The sequence below is a fragment of the Albimonas marina genome (assembly GCF_029223255.1).
In the GTDB taxonomy this organism is placed as follows: Bacteria; Pseudomonadota; Alphaproteobacteria; order Rhodobacterales; family Rhodobacteraceae; genus Albimonas.
Genome location: NZ_JARHUC010000007.1, coordinates 240498 through 258316, shown reverse-complemented (window position 1 = coordinate 258316; position 17819 = coordinate 240498). Strand labels below are relative to the sequence as shown.

The window sequence follows — 17819 nt, the reverse complement described above, 5'->3', positions numbered from 1 at the left end:
CCGAAATCAGGCGCGGCGGCGCGAGGCGAGCGCCTCGCGCACGGAGGGGACCAGCGTCACCAGCCCCTTGGGAAGGTACATCACCACCAGGACGATCAGGCCGCCGTAGACCAGCAGGCGGTAGTTCTCGAGATCGCGCAGCAGCTCGAAGGCCGCGGTCAGGATCAGCGCGCCCAGCAGGGGGCCGGCGAAGGTGCCCAGCCCCCCGACCAGCGCCATGGCGATGACCAGGATCATCAGGTCCGCGCCCACGGCGGCCATGGGGGTGAGGATGGTGATGTAATGGGCGTAGAAGGCGCCCGCGACGCCGACCACGAAGGCCGAGACGGCGAAGACCAGCAGCTTCTGCTTCGTGAGGTTCACGCCGAGGGACTCGGCCGCGTCCTCCCCGTCGCGCATGGCGACGATAGCGAGGCCGACGCGCGTGCGCATCATCAGCGCCATGCCCCCGCAGGCCAGCACCAGCAGCGCCAGCGCGAGGTAGTAGAACGGCACCTTGTCGGCGGGGGTGAACTTCACCGCGCCGACGCCCGGAAGCGTGAACCCTTCGAAGAAGGGGATGCCCCAGAGGCCGAGCTCGCCCCGGGTGATGTCCTTCAGGTTCGAGAGGGTGATGCGCACGATCTCGGCGAAGCCCAGCGTCACGATGGCCACGTGGGGCATCGAGCGGATGCGCAGCACCGGCAGGCCGATCAGAAGGCCCGCGGCCATGGCGACGAGGCCGCCCAGCCAGATGGTGATCCAGGGGCTGAGGCCGGCGTTCATCGCGATCAGGGCCGAGCCGTAGGCGCCCAGGCCGAAGAAGGCGTGGTGGCCGAAGGTCTTCATCCCCGCGAAGCCGGTGACGAGGTTCCAGGCCGAGGCGAAGATCCCGAAGATCATCGCCAGCACCAGCACGTGCATCAGGTAGCTGTCGGAGGAGACCAGCGGCAGCAGCAGCAGGGCCAGCAGCCCGAGCGCGAGCGCGCCCTTCTGGCGGAGCGTCAGCGGATGGAACATGCGGACCTCGCGGGACGAAGGAGGGAGGAGGGGGCGCGGGAGGCGACGCTCATGACGTCTTCTTCCCCAGCAGGCCCCAGGGCCGCCACCAGATCACGGCGATCATCAGCGCGAAGGAGATCACGTCCCGCCACTCGGACGAGGTGACCTGCACGCCCAGCGCCTCGACCACGCCCAGCACCAGCCCGCCGACGATGGCGCCGGGGAAGGAGCCGAGGCCGCCCAGCACCACCACCACGAAGCCCTTGAGCAGGATCGGAAGACCCGACCAGGGGTTGATCGAGTAGATCGGGGCCAGCATCGCCGCGGCCACCGCGCCCAGCGCCGCGGCGAGGCCGAAGGTGATGAGATGGACGCGGGCGGAGGGGATGCCCACCACCGCCGCCGCGTCCGCGTCCTGCGAGGTCGCGCGGATCGCCCAGCCGAGGCGGGTGTATTTCAGCACGTACCACATCGCCGCGATGGTCCCCGCGGCGACGCCGAGGATCAGCAGCCGCTGCGCGGGCAGGCGCACCTCGCCGAACTGGACGATGCCGTCGATGTAGTAGGGGACCGACTGGAAGTTCTCGCCGAACACAAGAAGGGCCGCGTTCTGCAGGAAGATCGACAGGCCCATGGTCACGGCGATGGTGGCGAACATCCACCCCTCGCGACCCAGCAGCCGGTGGATGGTCAGGCGCTGCACCACCGCGCCCAGAACGAAGCCGGCGGCGACGGCGAGCGGGATGCCCAGCCAGGCCGGCAGGCCCCAGACGGCGACCGTGTAGAACACGAAGTAGCCGCCCAGCATGTAGAACTCGCCATGCGCCAGGTTCAGCACCCGCATGGTGCCGTAGATCAGCGCGATGCCGCTGCCGATCAGCGCGTACATGGAGCCGATCACCAGGCCGTTGACGATCTGCTCGATCAGGATCGCGGAGGTCATCGTGCGCTCCTCATGCCCCGAGATAGACGCGCCGGACGACGTCGGAGGCGATCATCTCCTCCCCCGTGCCCGACAGCATCATGCGCCCGCCCTCGAGCAGGTATCCCCGGTCGGAGATCCCGAAGGAGAGCTGGACGTTCTGTTCGTTGAAGATCACCGCGATGCCCTCGCCGTTGACCTTGCGGATGATGTCGGCGATCTGCGCGACGATGCGGGGCGCGAGGCCCAGGAACGGCTCGTCCATCAGCAGCAGGCGCGGGCCCGACATCAGGGCGCGGGCGACGGCGACCATCTGCTGCTCGCCCCCGCTCATCTTGCCGGCGACCTGGTTGCGGCGCTCGGCTAGGATCGGGAACAGGCTCTCCACCCACTCCAGCCGCTCGGCCGACTTGCCGGCGACGGACTTGTGGTAGGCGCCCAGCAGCACGTTCTCGCGCACCGTCATGTCCTTGAAGAGGCGCCGGCGCTCGAGGACCATCGAGATGCCCATGGCGACCTTCTCGTGCACCGGCGTCCGGGTCAGGTCGGCGCCCTCGAACAGGATTTTCCCCGACCGCACGGGAGTGAGCCCCATGATCGCCTTCAGCACCGTGGACTTGCCCGAGCCGTTGGGACCCAGCACCGCGACCACCTCGCGGTCGCCGCAGTCCATCGAGACGTCCCACAGCACCTGGTAGGCGCCGTAGACGACGTTCAGGTCCTCGACCCGGAGAATGGGATCAGCCATGCGCGGCCCCCTCGCCCAGGTAGAGCTCGACCACGTCGGGGTGGCGGGCGATCTCGGCGGGAGGGCCCTCGGCCATCTTCACCCCGCGGTTCATGAAGATCGCGTGGTCGGCCAGGTCGTTGATCACGCGCATGTTGTGCTCGACCACGATCAGGGTCAGCCCCTCCCGGCGCAGGCCCAGCACCAGGTCGATCAGGCCGGGCAGGCTCTTCTGGTCGACGCCGCCGGTGACCTCGTCCATCAGCAGCAGCTTGGGCCGGGTCGCCATGGCGCGGGCGAGCTCCAGCCGCTTGCGCTGGCCGGTCGAGAGGCCCTTGGCGAGCACGTCCATCCGCTCCCCCAGGCCCACCATCTCGACGTAGCGCGCGGCGTCGTCGCGGGCGTGCGAGAGGCGCGCGTGGCGCGACATGGCGCCGACCATCACGTTCTCGACCACGCTCAGGTCGTCGAAGGGCTGGGTGATCTGGAAGGTGCGCGCCAGGCCCACCCGGCAGCGCTTGTCCGGGCGCAGGCCGGTGATGTCGCGGCCGTCGAAGATCACCCGGCCCGCCGAGGGGGCGTGGACGCCGGCGATCATGTGGAAGGTGGTGGTCTTGCCGGCCCCGTTCGGCCCCATCAGGGCGACGATCCGGCCTGGCGCGACCGAGAAGCTGAGGTCGTCGACGGCGCGGATGCCGCCGAAGGCGATCGACAGGCCCTCGACCTTCAGAAGGGCGCCGGACGCCGCATCGGAAGCGGCGGGGCCGGGAGAAGCTGGGGCGGCGGGTTCGGGCATGCGCTGGCTCCGGCGGGGATCGGGCGCGGCGCGCGCCGCGGGGCGGGCGGCGACGGCGGGACCGGGACGGGACGGCGGGGAGGCGGAGGGGGGGCGCGATCCGCCCGCGTCGAAGGCGGGCGGGCGCGGGGCCGGTCGGGCCGGACCGCTCGGGCGCGGTCCGGCCCGGTCCGGCTCACTTGCCGAAGGAGATCTCGCGGGTCGCCTGGTTCTTGGGCCACACGGCGTAGCTGACGCCGTCCTGGATCTGCGCGGTCGGGGCCGGCAGGTAGTCGGCGCCGCCCAGCGGCGAGTGCGTCTCGGGGTCGAACACGTAGCGGCCGACCACGCAGCTGTAGTCGGTGTCCTTGAACGCCGCCGACAGCGCCGCGGGCTCGGCGGTGCCGGCCTTGGCGAGGTTGCCCAGCAGCAGGTCCATCTGGCACCAGCCCAGCGCGTGGTCGCCGTTGGCGGGATTGCCGGCCAGCGCCTCGTACATCGTCGAGAACTCGGCGTGCCTGGGGTTGTTGACCGCGTCGAACAGCAGCGGCGACCACAGCAGGCCGTTCGCCTGCTCGCCCGCGCCCTCCAGGAACTCGGAGCGGATCGGGTAGTAGATCGCCAGGTGCGGGGTCTCGACCCCCTGCTCGGCCAGCTGCTTGACCAGCGCCACGCCCGAGTTGACCGAGGTGAACACCGAGATCAGCACGTCCGGCGCGTCGCCGCGCAGCTTGGAGATCTGCGGGTAGAAGTCGGCGTAGCCCAGCGACACCGTCTCGGAGGAGGCGACGGTCCAGCCGCCCTCATCGAACAGGGGCGCCGCGTATTCCATGTTCGACTTGCCGTAGTCGGTGTCCTCGACGATGAAGGCCACCTTCTTGTCGCCGGCCTCGATCGTGCCGTCGGCGATCATCATCTGCACCGTCTCCCACAGCGTCGCGCCGTAGTTGTCGGAGTTGAAGCCGGTCTTCCAGAAATTGGCGAAACGGTCGGGCTGGGCGGCGACCTTCTTCGAGATCTCGATCGAGACCGGCTGGCCGGACATGGTGAACTTGCCGTAGGAGGCCGAGACCTCCATCACCGCCAGCGTCACCGACGAGGCGATGGAGTCGCCGATCAGGATGTCGACGTCGTCGCGGGTCAGCAGCTTCTGCGCCGCCGAGACGCCCTGCTCGGGCCGCGAGGCGCTGTCCTCGAAGATCAACTCGATTTGGGCGGGCTCGCCGTCCAGGGTCACGCCGCCCTCGGCGTTCAGCTTGTCGACGCGGGCCTGGTAGGCCTGCTGCATCGACAGGCCCGAGACGGCCGCCGGGCCGCTGAGCGGGCCGATCACCCCGATCTTGAGGTCGTCGGCCAGGGCGGGGGCGCCCAGCGCCATGCCGGTCGCCAGGGTCAGGCCCGCGGCGCGGATCGCGTTCGATCTCATCTGCACTCTCCTGTCGGTCGCAATGTCTGTCGTCATGGACGGCCGGGGCGGGCGTCTCGCCCGACCGCGACGGCCCGCTTTCGGTCTCGCTCGCCGGTCTTCGGCCGCTTCCCCGGACCCCGAGGGCGCGCGACGCCCGCCGAGGGGCGCACGGCGCCGGCCCGGCGCGAGGGCGGCCGCCGGTCTGCGCCGGCTTGTCTGGACATCGAGCCTGAGGGCGACTCAAGGTGTTGTCAACAGACGATATTTAGTATCATATAGTGATACTTTCAGGGAGGGAGGCCCGCACATGACCCAGGACCACGGACCGGAGGAGAGACGCAGCGAACGGCCCGGCGTCGCCAGCGTGCGCGCGGTGGAGCGCGCGGCGGCGATCCTGTCGGCCTTCGACGCCGAGGCGCCGCGCCTGACGCTGAGCGAGATCGCGGCCCATGCCGAGCTCGACAAGAACACCGCCCGCCGCCTGCTCCACACGCTCGAGGCGGTGGGCTGGGTGCTGCATTTCCCGCGGGAGCGGCGCTATGCGCTGGGTCCCGGCCTGATGGCGCTGCAGCCCGCGGTCTTCTACGAGCGGCGGCTGCGCGACGTGGCGGCCCCGGTGCTCGCCCGCCTGGCCGCGCACTCGGGCATGACCGCCTTCCTGTGGACCGAGTTCCGCGGCCACGCCTTCTGCGTGGACCGGGTGCGCGCGCAGGCCCGCCTGGCCGGGGTGCGCTGGACCGAGGTGGGGCGGCTGATGCCGATCAACTGCTCGGGGGGGCCGCGCATGGTGATGGCCTCGATGGACCCCGCCCGCCGGGCGGAGGTGCTGGCCGGCCCCCTCCACGCCTTCACGCCCGCGAGCTGCACCGACCCGGCGAAGCTGGAGGCCGACGCCCGGGCCATCGCCGCGCGGGGGTGGGAGCTGGCGGTGGACGACTACTCGATCGGCATGGCGGGGCTCGCCGCCCCGATCCACGATCCCGCCGGGCGCTTCCGGGCGGTGATCTCGCTCACGGACCTGTCGCGCCGCCTCGCCCCCGGCCCCGACGGGCTGCCCCCGCATCTCGACGCGCTGCTCGAGGCGGTGGCCGAGATCGGCACCCACCTCGACGCCGAGGGCTGAGCGCCGGCGCCCGCCGCCAGGCGGAGGGGAGCGCAGTTCGCGACGCCGCGCGGCGCGGCGTCGGGAAGCGCCTCCGCGCGCTGGCCGCGGGGGCCGGTCGATCCATATCGAGGGGGAGTGATTTTCCATAAGGACACGCGCATGCTCGATGTGCCATCCCCCGCCCTCCCGATGGGGGCGGCCGCCCAGGCCGAGGGGGCGTCCTTCCGGGTCTGGGCCCCGAACGCCGACGCGGTCTTCGTCGTCGGCGAGTTCAACGACTGGGCCGACGAGGCCGACCCGATGGTCCGCGGCGACGACGGCTGCTGGAGCGCGACGCTCCCCCACGCCGCCGAGGGCCAGCGCTACCGCTTCCGCATCCTCAACGGCGACCAGGTCCTCAGCCGGATCGACCCCTGGGCGCGGGCGCTGACCAGCTCGGTCGGCGACGGGATCGTCTGCGCGCCGCGCTCCGCCCCCGAGGACGGGTTCGCGCGCCCCGACTGGAACCGGCTGGTGATCTACGAGATGCACATGGGCACCTTCCACCGCTCGGACCCCGAGCGCCCGGGCGGCTTCGCCGAGGCGGTCGAGAAGTTCGACCACCTGCGCAAGCTGGGCGTGAACGCGATCCAGGTGATGCCCATCGCCGAGTTCGCGGGCGACCTGAGCTGGGGCTACAACCCCGCCCATATCTTCGCAGTCGAGATCGCCTACGGCGGCCCCGACGCCTTCCGCGACTTCGTGGCCAAGGCCCATGCCGCCGGCTTCGCGGTGATCATGGACGTGGTCTACAACCACCTCGGCCCCTCCGACCTCGACCTCTGGCAGTTCGACGGCTGGTCGGAGGAGGGCAAGGGCGGGATCTACTTCTACAACGACCACCGCTCGGACACGCCCTGGGGCGACACGCGCCCCGACTACGGCCGGGCCGAGGTGCGCGACTTCATCCGCGAGAACGCGCTGCACTGGCTTGGCGGCTACGGCGTCGACGGGCTGCGCTTCGACATGACCCTCTACATCCGCACCATCTCGGGCGACGAGGGGAACGAGGCCGACGCGATCCCCGAGGGCTGGTCCCTGATGCAGGAGATCAACGCCGCGGTGGCAGACCGCTTCCCCGGCCGCATCACCATCGCCGAGGACCTGCGCCTGAACCACGCCATGACCGCCTCCGTCGAGGCCGGCGGCGCGGGCTTCGGCGCGCAGTGGGACGCGGGCTTCGTGCATCCGATCCGCGCCGTCCTGATCGCCATGGCGGACGAGGACCGCTCGATGCAGGCGGTCGTCGACGCGCTCTGCGCCGACTACAACGGCGACCCGTTCCAGCGGGTGATCTACACCGAGAGCCACGACGAGGTCGCCAACGGCCAGGCCCGCGTGCCCCACGAGATCGACGGCGAGGGCGCCCCCGGCTGGGCGGCGCAGAAGCGCTCGACCCTGGGGGCGGCGCTGATGTTCACCACCCCCGGCATCCCGATGCTGTTCCAGGGACAGGAGTTCCTGCAGGGCGACTGGTTCGACGACGCGGTCCCGCTCGACTGGGATATGAACGACACCTTCCGGGGGGTGACGCGCCTCTACCGCGACCTGATCGCCCTGCGCCTCGACCGCGAGGGCGGCGCCGCCGGTCTCTCGGGCCGGCAGGTCGAGGTGCTGATGATGGACGAGGCGCGCAAGCTCGTCGTCTTCCACCGCCGCGACGACGGGCGGGAGGGGGACGAGGGCGTGATCGTCGCCCTCAACTTCGCCCATCTGCCGGCCGAGGACGTGACCGTCCCCCTGCCCGGCGGCGGAACCTGGCGGCTGCGGCTGAACACCGACTGGGACGGCTATTCGAAGGACTTCGCGGGCTTCGACTCCGCCGCGCTCGAGGGCGTCGAGGGGGAGCGCGACGGCCGCCCCTTCCACGGGACCTTCGGCATCGGCGCCTACACCGCGCTGATCTTCACCCGCTGATCGCGGCCCCGCGCCGGGACGCCAGCGCGGGCGGGTGAAGGCGGGGAGACGCGCCGTGCAGGGCGCGTCTCCCCGAAGATCTCCTCTCCCAGCCCCTCGCCGACGCCTTTGGGCGCGAGCGTCCGATCGCGCGCCGGGCGCGGCTGTGAACGGGATTACAGAACCGCTTTCCATTCCGTGGGACAGAACGACCGACCATCGTTAACGTAACGCCAAGGCCCGGTTCCGGGTCCGCAAGCGATTGATGCTCGGGAGCGACGCCGCCTCGTCCTGGGGAGGACGGGAACGGCGTTCGTTTTGTTCGCGACACGCGACAGGGGAAGCCGCCATGCCGGACGATTTCGGACAGACCAACGCCACCGCCGGGACCGGGACGATCGGAACCGCCATCACCGGCGAGATCGAGACGATCGGCGACAAGGACTGGCTTGCCTACGACCTGACCGAGGGGGTGGTCTACGAGGTCAAGCTGACGGGGATCGAGGACGCGCTCGGCGCGCGCATCAACCCGCGCGTGGACATCTACGACGAGACCGGCCGGCAGCGGTCGTCGCAGACCGACGGCAACGCCGACGGGCTTGTCTCCTTCACCTATTTCGCCAGCAGCGGCGGCCTCCACTATTTCGAGGTCGAGGACCTCCACGACGCCAACGCCGGCGCCTGGGAGCTGGAGGTGATCGAGGCGAAGGCCGACCTCGCCCCCACCGCGGTGTTCACGAGCGGCACGTGGCGCCAGGGCGCCGCGGTCGAGATCGCCCACGAACTCTACAACGGCGGCAACATCGCGGCGGGCCCGAGCCTGCTGGGCATCTACGCCTCGTCCGACCCCGACCTCTCGGCGTCCGACACGCTGATCGCGACCATCGCCACGGCCGCGATGTCCCCGGGGGAGATTCGCTCGGCGCTCGCCTCCTACATCGTCGATCTGCCGGTCGGGGTCTGGTACGTCGGACTGGGCGCGGACGCCGGGCTCGACGTGGAAGAGGCCAACGAACTCAACAACTTCACCCCGTCGAACCGGGTCGTCCAGGTCAACGTCCTGCCCGACGACCAGCGCAACGACATCACCACCTCGGGCGTCGTGGCCCCGCACGGCGACGTGACGGGCGAGCTGGAGTACGTCGGCGACCACGACTTCTTCGCGGTCCAGCTGACGGCGGGCGTGCAGTATCGCTTCGACGTCGAGGGGGAGGCGGTGAACGGCTCGCGCCCCGAGCCGAACCTGTTCATGACCCTGCGCGACGGCACGGGCGCCTACATCAGCGCCAACGACAACGGCGGGCCCGGCGTGAACGCGCCCCGCATCACCTACACGCCCACGGTCGGCGGCACGTATTACCTCGACGTCAGCGACTCGGGCGAGGACGACGTCGGCGGCTACCGGCTGACCTCGACCGCGTTCCTGCCGAACCTCGCGATCACCTCGGTCGAGGGCGACGAGGCGATCCTCTACGGCGGCCGCACCTATTTCATGCGCATCACCTTCGCCAACGACGGCCTGGCGCCGACCGGCGACGGCGCCTTCCTGTCCAACATCACCGCGACCGACGCCTCGGGCGCGGTCACGCAGCTGGCCGCGATCGGATACGCGCCGCTGAACGCGGGGCAGAGCAACAGCCTGTCGACCAACTACTTCGTCGACCTCGCGCCCGGCGACTACGACATCACCTTCACCGTCGACTCCGACGGCGACGTGGCCGAGCAGCTCGAGGACGACAACACCTTCACCTTCTCGACCACCGTCATCCACGACCCGCAGGGCGACACCGTCGCCACCGCCGGCGCCATCGCGATGGGCGAGACGGTGGCCGAGAGCATCGACTACGCCGGCGACCGCGACTGGTACGCGGTGACGCTCGAGGACGGGGTCGAGTACCAGGTGGACCTCGTCGGCGGCAAACCGCTGAGCGACCCGTTCCTGATCCTGCGCGACGCCTCCGGGGCCATGCTCATGGCCAACGACGACGGCGGGGCGGGGCTCGATTCCCGCCTCGTCTTCACGGCCTCGGGCTCGGGCACCTACCACCTCGACGCCGGGCCGCTGGGCTCGACCGAGGAGGGCGGCTACGAGCTGACGATCCAGAAGAACCTGCCGAACCTGGTGATCTCCGACCTCACGGTCGACACGCTCTACTGGGAGATCGGGACGCAGGTCGGGATCGACTTCACGACGTCGAACACCGGCCTGCTGGACGCGGGGCCCCAGCTGACGCGGCTGTTCGCCTCGACCGACGCCACGGTCGACCAGGGCGACCTGCAGCTGGGGGGCGCCTACGACCCGAGCGGGATCGCGGCCGGCGCGTCCTCGACCCGCTCCAACGCCTACACCGTCTCCCTCGCCGAGGGGACCTGGTTCATCGGCGCGGTGGCGGACGTGCTCGGCGCGGTGACCGAACAGGACGAGGCCGACAACTCCTCCTCCAACACCCTCCCGCCGATCGAGGTGTTCGTCTACGCGGACGACTTCGGCGAAAGCCTGGGCGACCATGGCGAGATGCCCGACGACGGGCTGATCGCCGGCACGCTGGAGGCGCCGGGCGATCGCGACTGGTTCAGGATCTGGATGCTGTCGGGCGTGGACCACACGATCTCCCTGGCGGGAACCGGGACGGAGACCGGGCTCTTCGACCCGTTCCTGCGGGTCTACAACGCCTCGGGCGTGCAGGTGGCGGGCAACGACGACGCCGTCGGCCTGGATTCGGAGGTCGTCTTCAACCCGGCCAACGCCGGCTGGTTCTTCATCGAGGCGGCCGCCTTCAACGACGCCTACAGGGGCGACTACACCGTGCAGGTCGTGCCCGACCTGCCGGACCTGCGCCCCGTGAACCTGGCTCTGACCGGCCCCTCGAGCGTGCTGGAGGGGACCGACGTCACGGTCGAGATCGACATCGAGAACATCGGCGTCCAGCCCACGGGCGGCGGCTTCGCGGTGGACTACTACGCCACGCCGACGACGGGCGCCGCGGCGTCCGAGATTTTCCTCGGCCGCTTCGACCTCGGCCCGCTGGGGGTCGGCGCGACCGTCGACGACATGCCCTCGCTGAACACCGGCATCCTGGCGCCGGGCGGCTACCTCCTGCGCGCCATCGTCGACGGCGGCGGCGACGTGATCGAGCAGAACGAGCACAACAACACCACGAACGAGGTCGCGCTGACGATCCTGCCGGACATGAACCTCGAGATCACGGCCTTCACGCTGGAGCCGACCGCCAGCGTCTTCCAGGGCGCGCCCGAGAACCTGTTCGAAGGCTCGATCACGCTGGTCAACGCCGGCCCCACCGAGCTGCCCGCCACAACGCTGGCCTACTACCTGTCGTTCGACGACGCGCTGGATGCCGGCGACATCCGCCTGGGCTCGAGCTCGGAGGCGCCGATCGCGGGGTTCGGGTCGCGGACCATCGCCCTCGGCGGGCCGCTGGGCTCGGGCCTGCCCTCGCTCGAGGCCGAGACCCCGTTCTGGATCTTCGCCGTCGCCGACGACCTCGACGTCGCGACGGAGACGGACGAGGACGACAACGTCGCCTCGACCCAGATCGTCCTGCCCGGCCTGCCCAACCTGACCATCGAGGCCTTCGAGACCTCGGCCGCGCATCTGCGGCCCGGCGAGACCATCACGGTCCGGGTGGTGGTGACCAACACCGGCCCCTCCGCCGCGGCCGCCGACGACGTGGCGATCGTGCTGTCGCCCGACGCGGACGTCTCGCCCACCGACGAAGGGCTGGGGCTGCTCGGGTTCGGTCCGCTGGCCGCGGGCGCGAGCGTCGAGATCCTGGCCGCCGTGACGCTGCCGGCGTCGCTCGACGCCGGGTCCCTGCATCTGGGCGCCATCGTCAACTTCGACGGCGACCAGGACGAGACGAGCTTCGCGGACAACACCACCGGCGACACCGGCGACAACATCTTCATCGACGTGGTGGAGGCCCCCGTGGCGACGGGCGGACGGACCATCGCCGAGGTCGGCCACCTGCTGCTGAACGAGACGCCCCGCACCATCGTGCTCGACCACAGCTTCGAGAACCCGGTGGTGATCGCCAAGATCGCCTCCTCCAACGACCCCGACGTGGCGACCGTGCGCCTGTCGGACGTGAGCGGCGACCGCTTCACCCTGATGCTGCAGGAGCCCAACGCCGACGACGGCGTCCACGGCTACGAGCAGGTCCACTACATGGTGATCGAGGCCGGCGACTGGGAGCTCGCCGACGGCACGCGCCTGTCGGCGGGGACCTTGCAGAGCGGCAAGCTCAGCCCCTCCGGGTTCGAGCAGGTCGGCTTCACCGCCGGCCAGTTCGGCGAGGCGCCCGCCATCCAGACCCAGGTGCAGACCTTCAACGGCGGCGACTACGTGGTGGCCCGCCAGCGCGGGGCCGACGCCGCGGGCTTCCAGGTGACGATGCAGGAGGAGGAGCTCCTCAACGATTCGGGCCACGCGCGCGAGACCCTCGGCTGGTTCGCCATCGATCCCGGCGCGGGACGCTGGGACGGCCTGCAGTTCGCCGCCGGCTCGACCGCCGACGTGGTCACCCATTCGCCCTTCGGCCAGATATTCCCGACCGGCTTCGGCGCGGCGCCCGAGATCCTGACCAGCATCGGCAGCTTCGACGGCGCCGATCCCGCCACGGCCCGGGTGGTGGAGCTGGACGGCGACGGCCTCGTCTCCCGCGTGCAGGAGGACACCACCAAGGACGCCGAGACCGACCACGGGACCGAGACGATCGACTGGTTCGCCATCGGCGGCTCCGGCACGCTGACCGGCGACGTCCCCCTGCCCACGGTCGCCGAATACGGGACCACGCGGGTCAACGCGAACTGGGTGCAGGTCGACTTCGACGCCGCCTTCGAGAACGCGGTCGTCATCGCCACGGTGAACTCGCGCGACGGCCCCGCCCCGGTGACCGTGCGCATCGACGAGGTGGGCGCGGACGGCTTCCGCATGAAGCTGCAGGAGCCCGCGGGCGAGGACGGCGCGCACGGCTTCGAGACGGTGAGCTGGATCGCGGTCGAGGAAGGCGCCTGGCGGCTCGCCGACGGCACGATCCTGGAGGCGGGCGAGATCTCCAGCGCGGGCCTCGCGCTGGGCGGCCCGGCGCAGGTCGACTTCTCGGCGCCGCTGTTCTCCCAGACGCCGACGATCCTCAGCCACGTGCAGACCAACGTCGATCCCGACTGGGCGACGACCCGCCAGCAGGGCGCCGACGCCGACGGGTTCCAGCTGATGATCCAGGAGGACGAGATCAACCTGGGCACGCCCCACGGGGCCGAGACCCTGGGCTGGCTCGCCTTCGAGTTCGGGCCGGGCGCGGCGGGCGGCGACGTCTTCGACGCGGGCCGGCTGAGCGGCGTGCGGGAGACGCCGGCGGCCGGGCTCTTCAACACCGGCTTCGACGACGCGCCCACCCTGCTCGCGGACCTGTCGAGCTACACGGGCCGCGATCCGGCCGAGGCGCGGGCGACCGCGGTCGACGCGTTCGGCTTCACGGTCTTCGCGCAGGAGGACGTCTCGAAGGACGCCGAGACGGCGCGCGCCCCCGACACGGTCGACTACCTCGCGCTCGAGGGCGACGGGCGGCTGGGGGGCGCGGCCGCGATCCCCACGATCGCGCAGGTCGGCCGGGCCTCGCTCAACGTCAACGAGCAGCGGATCGACTTCGACCAGGCCTTCATCGACCCGGTGGTGTTCGCGCTGGCCCCCACCCAGAACGGCCCCGCCCCGGTGGTGGTGCGGATCTCGGACGTTGACGCGACCGGCTTCACCGCCCGCCTTCAGGAGCCGTCGAACGAGGATGGGCGCCACGGGTTCGAACAGGTCGGCTGGATGGTGATCGAGGCCGGCGCCTGGCGGCTGTCGGACGGAACGCGCGTGCAGGTCGGGACCTACGACAGCGACGTGCTCAGCAGCGCGGGCACCGAGAGCGTGACCTTCGGCAAGGCCTTCGACGATGCGCCGGTGGTGTTCAGCCAGGTGCAGACCGACGCCGACCCCGCCTGGGTCACCACCCGCCAGACCCGCGCCACCTCCTCCGGCTTCGAGATGAACATGCAGGAGGAGGAGGCGACCAACGGCGGGACCCACGGCGTCGAGACGCTGGGCTGGATGGCGTTCGAGGAGGGCGCGGGCGACTGGGACGGCTTCGCCTTCGAGGCGACGAGCCTGCCCGACACGCTGACCCACGCCTTCCAGACCTTCGCCTTCGCCTCGGACTTCGCCTCGGCGCCGGTGATGCTGGCCGCGCTGGCCGGGATGGACGGGATCGACCCCTCCAGCCTGCGCAGCCGGGGCCTGAGCGCGGAGGGCGTCGACCTGCGGGTGATGGAGGAGACCTCGGCCGACGCCGAGACCGGCCACACCACGGACCCCGCCTCGCTGTTCGCCATCGCCGACGAGGCGGTGCTCACCGGCACGGCCTGGCTGTGATTTGAGGCGGGGGGCGCGACGCCGCCCTGCCCGGTTCATTCGCGAACAGCGACCCCGAGGGCGGCCCGTCGGCCGCCCTCGTCGTCTGCAGCCGAAGGCTCAGGCCGCCCGGCGCCCCCGGCAGAAGCAGGAGGCGCGCACGGGGACCGAGGCGCGCGCCACCGCCTGCTCCAGCTTGTGGCGCAGCAGCACGCCCTCGCCGGTCCCGTCGGCGCCCCGACGCTCGAGGCATTCCACCAGCCCGTGCAGGCTCCACAGGTTGTCGCGGTGCTGGCAGGCGCGGGCGAGGGTCGGGTCCATGCCGAGGTCGGCGCGGTAGACGGCCTCGGCCTCCTCCGTCCGGCCCTGCTCCAGCAGCAGCGCGCCCAGCGCGTGGCGCACCGGCTGCATCCAGCCCCAGGGCTCGTCGTAGGGCAGCCCGTCGTCGAGCGCGATGGCCTCGCGCAGCAACGCGAAGGCCTCGTCATGGCGCCCGGCGTGATAGGCGACCTCGCCATGGGCCATGCGGTCGGCGACGGCCAGGATGTCCCGGCAGGTGTTGTTGAACAGCATCCGGCTCTCCGGCACCGCGGCGCGGGCGGCCTGGAAGGCGGCGAGCTCGGCCTCCGCCTCCGCCGCCCGGCCGAGGTTCGCGAGCGCCAGCGTCCGGGCGTAGCGCATCATCGCGGCGGTGACGCAGAACAGCTCCGCGTCCTCCGGCAGCTCCTGCGCCAGGATCTCCTCCCACATGCCGAAGCGCACCAGCACGTGCTGGCGCATCGGCACGAAGCCCTCGAACCAGTCGGCCATGGGGCGCAGGGTGGCGGCGGGCAGCGAGGCGATCAGCTCGTCGGCGGCCGCGAGCGCGGGCGCCGGCTGGCCCAGGAACAGGGCGCCGTAGACCACGAAATGATGATTGTGGCAGCGGTAGACGGAATAGAAGTTCTCGGCCCCCCGGTGCGCCAGATACTTGCGGTCCACCGCAACCGCCGCCTGGTTGCGGACCACCACGTTGAGGTAGTCGCCGCACAGCACGTCGATATGGGTCGCCATGTGCACCAGGTGGCCCGCGTCGGGCACCAGCCCCACCAGCGCGTCGCCGTGGCGCAGCGCCCGCTCGGGGTGCGGGGACATCTCCATCAGGTGGATGTACATGTGCAGAAGGCCCGGGTGCGCCCAGGCGCCGGGCAGGCTCTCGAACGCGCGGTCGAGCACGGCGATGGCCTCGGCGGTGTCGGCGCCCTCGGCGGGCTTGCCGGTCCCGAGGTCCCACAGCTGCCAGGGCGTGCGGTTCATGATCGACTCGGCGAAGACCGCCGTCACGTCCAGGTCCGTGGGATGCGCCTGGTGGACCTTGCGCATCGCCGCGGCGAAGGCGTCGTTCCAGGGCTCGAAGCTCTCGATCCCCGCATCCTCGGGGTAGCGGGCGGCGAGCGCGCCCAGCAGCGCGCGCTCCACGTCCGTCTTCGCGCAGGCGAGCCCCGCCTCGATCGCGGCGCGGGCCTGGGCGAGGCAGTCGGGCTTCTCGTCGGGCTCGAACGCCTCCCACGGCTTGTTGTAGTTGGGGCCCAGCGCATAGGCGACGCCCCAGTGCGCCAGCGCGCAGCCCGGATCGCGGTCGAGCGCGGCGCCGAAGCAGGCCACCGCCTCCTCGTGATTGTAGGCGTAGGTCCAGACCAACCCCTGGTCGAACCAGGCCTGCGCCTCGTCGTCGGCCGAGGCGCCCGGCCGGCCGTAGGTTCCCAGATCGTACCTGCGCATCCCGCGCCCCCCCTTTCGCTCGCATCCCGCAAGGGGGAAGCCTAGCATCGTTCCGCGCGGCGGGCGACGCTGCGGAACCCTCGCGATACGGGCGAATTGAGCGCAGGGGACCGGGCTTTCGTCCCGCGCCGCGCCGCCGCATCATGCGGACGGGTTCAATCTACCGGCGGCCGGGCCCCGGCCGCCTCCAAGCGACGACTGGAGACGACGTGAGCACGGTGCTGAGCTGGGACGAATGGTCCGCGCGCGACGGGTTGGGACTGGCGGAGCTGGTGCGCGCCGGCGAGGTGAAGCCCGAGGAGCTGGCCGCGCAGGCTGCCGAGGGCGCGGCCCGGGTGAACCCGCAGATCAGCGCGGTGATCGAGTGCTTCGACGACGCGGTGGCCGACGCGGCCTCGGGCGGCACGAACCTCGACGGCGTCTTCGCCGGCGTCCCCTTCCCGATGAAGGACCTCGGCCCCACCGTGGCGGGGCGCCTGCAGGAGCAGGGCTCGCTCTTCATGAAGGGCAACCGGCCGACCGCGGACGCGTTCCTGACCACGAAGATCAAGGGCGCGGGCCTGAACATCATGGCGCGCACCACCACGCCCGAGTTCGGCTGCTGCTCCTCGGCCGAGAACCCGGCCGTCTACGTCACCCGCAACCCGTGGAACACGGACTTCACCTCCTGCGGGTCGTCGGCGGGAACCGCGGCCTCGGTCGCGGCGGGGGTGTTCCCGATGGGGCACGGCACCGACGGGGGCGGCTCGATCCGCATCCCCTCGGGCGTCTGCGGGCTGGTGGGGCTGAAAAGCTCCCGCGGGACCTTCTCGGTCGCGCCCTATGCCTCGGACTACGCGGCGCCGGTGTCCACGCAGGGCTGCCTCAGCCGCACGGTGCGCGACACGGCCGCCTTCGTGGACGCCTGTCGCGGCGGGGCGCCGGGCGAGTACATGCCCTACTGGACGCCCGAGACCCCGTTCCTGAAGATGATCGAGCAGGACCCCAGGCCCCTGAAGATCGCGGTGAGCCATGAGTGGGGGCCCTACAGCGCCTCCCCCCACATCGTCGCCGAGCTGGAGCGCGTGGCGAAGGTCTTCGCGGACCTCGGCCACCATGTCGAATTCGTCGTGCCCACGGTGGACTTCGACAAGGCCTACGCCGCGCAGACCACCTGCTACATCACCCAGTTCGCGCAGACGGTGAACAACCTGCTCCGCGCCCGCGGCCTGGAGAAGCCCCCCGCGGACCTGATCGAGCCGATGAACATCCGCATCTGGGAGGAGGGCAAGGACGCCTCCTTCACCGAGCGCTCGGACATGCAGTACGCGTTCAACGACACCTCCCGCGCCTTCGGGGAGTTCTTCCTGGACTGGGACGTGATCCTGACCCCGATCACCGCGCGCGAGACGCCGCCGATCGGCACGACCGAGTACCTGACCACGACCGACGAGCCCTCGCCGCTGGCGTGGTTCCAGAACCTGTGGGGCTTCTTCGCCTACACGCCGCTGAACAACCTGTGCGGGACGCCGGGCCTGTCGATCCCGATGGCGCGCCACGCCAACGGCCTGCCGCTGGGCATGCACCTGCAGGCGGCGCAGGGGAACGACGGTCTGCTGTTGCAGCTGGCGGCGCAGGTGGAGCGGTCGATGGGCGGCGACTGGCACGGCGGCGCGAAGCCCGCGGTGCACGTGACCACCGCCGGCTGAGGCGCGCCGCGCCGCGGGCCTTCGGGTCCCGCGCCGGCGCCCCGAGGGATCCCGCGCCCTCGCCCGCCCCACGGGCGCCCCGGCCCTGAGCCGGGGCCTCTTCCC

General features: G+C 71.3%; 10 protein-coding genes. 4 read left to right on the top strand and 6 right to left on the bottom strand.

Annotated elements, in window-relative coordinates; all coding sequences use genetic code 11:
* Positions 1-6: 6 nt before the first annotated feature.
* The 5 genes from P2H44_RS19530 to P2H44_RS19510 all read right to left on the bottom strand — a co-directional run bounded on the left by P2H44_RS19530 (position 7) and on the right by P2H44_RS19510 (position 4831).
* Positions 7-999, bottom strand: coding sequence for a branched-chain amino acid ABC transporter permease (locus tag P2H44_RS19530; protein WP_275766190.1), 993 nt, complete (start codon positions 997-999; stop codon positions 7-9).
* 49 nt (positions 1000-1048) lie between these two features.
* The gene (locus tag P2H44_RS19525; protein WP_275766188.1) at positions 1049-1924 is read right to left on the bottom strand and encodes a branched-chain amino acid ABC transporter permease; all 876 of its coding nucleotides are present in this window, start codon (positions 1922-1924) and stop codon (positions 1049-1051) included.
* Positions 1925-1934: 10 nt separating this feature from the next.
* Positions 1935-2651: an ABC transporter ATP-binding protein gene (locus P2H44_RS19520; protein WP_275766185.1), complete on the bottom strand. Its 717-nt coding sequence runs from the start codon at positions 2649-2651 to the stop codon at positions 1935-1937.
* Positions 2644-3426, bottom strand: coding sequence for an ABC transporter ATP-binding protein (locus P2H44_RS19515; protein ID WP_275766182.1), 783 nt, complete (start codon positions 3424-3426; stop codon positions 2644-2646). Before P2H44_RS19515 ends, P2H44_RS19520 begins: the two co-directional genes overlap by 8 nt.
* A 175-nt stretch (positions 3427-3601) precedes the next feature.
* Positions 3602-4831 carry an ABC transporter substrate-binding protein gene (locus tag P2H44_RS19510; RefSeq protein ID WP_275766179.1) on the bottom strand — a complete coding sequence of 410 codons (1230 nt, stop codon included), beginning with the start codon at positions 4829-4831 and terminating at the stop codon, positions 3602-3604.
* Between the two features lie 289 nt (positions 4832-5120).
* Here P2H44_RS19510 and P2H44_RS19505 point away from each other — a divergent pair, with 289 nt between their 5' ends.
* The 3 genes from P2H44_RS19505 (at position 5121) to P2H44_RS19495 (ending at position 14286) form a co-directional block, all read left to right on the top strand.
* Positions 5121-5936 (top strand): IclR family transcriptional regulator, encoded by an 816-nt coding sequence (locus tag P2H44_RS19505; protein WP_275766177.1) that lies wholly within the window; start codon positions 5121-5123, stop codon positions 5934-5936.
* Positions 5937-6077: 141 nt separating this feature from the next.
* The gene (locus tag P2H44_RS19500; RefSeq protein WP_275766174.1) at positions 6078-7874 is read left to right on the top strand and encodes an alpha-amylase family glycosyl hydrolase; all 1797 of its coding nucleotides are present in this window, start codon (positions 6078-6080) and stop codon (positions 7872-7874) included.
* A gap of 328 nt (positions 7875-8202) precedes the next feature.
* A complete protein-coding gene (locus tag P2H44_RS19495) occupies positions 8203-14286 on the top strand; it encodes a CARDB domain-containing protein (RefSeq protein ID WP_275766171.1) in 6084 nt (2027 codons plus the stop codon).
* 99 nt (positions 14287-14385) lie between these two features.
* Here the strand turns inward: P2H44_RS19495 and P2H44_RS19490 are convergent, their stop codons facing one another.
* On the bottom strand, positions 14386-16026 hold the full coding sequence (locus tag P2H44_RS19490; RefSeq protein ID WP_275766168.1) for a tetratricopeptide repeat protein: 1641 nt from the start codon (positions 16024-16026) through the stop codon (positions 14386-14388).
* 209 nt (positions 16027-16235) lie between these two features.
* On the opposite strand from P2H44_RS19490, the gene P2H44_RS19485 reads away from it, so the two are divergent.
* Entirely contained in the window at positions 16236-17714 is a 1479-nt protein-coding gene (locus tag P2H44_RS19485) for an amidase (RefSeq protein WP_275766165.1), read from the top strand.
* The last annotated feature ends 105 nt before the right edge of the window (positions 17715-17819 follow it).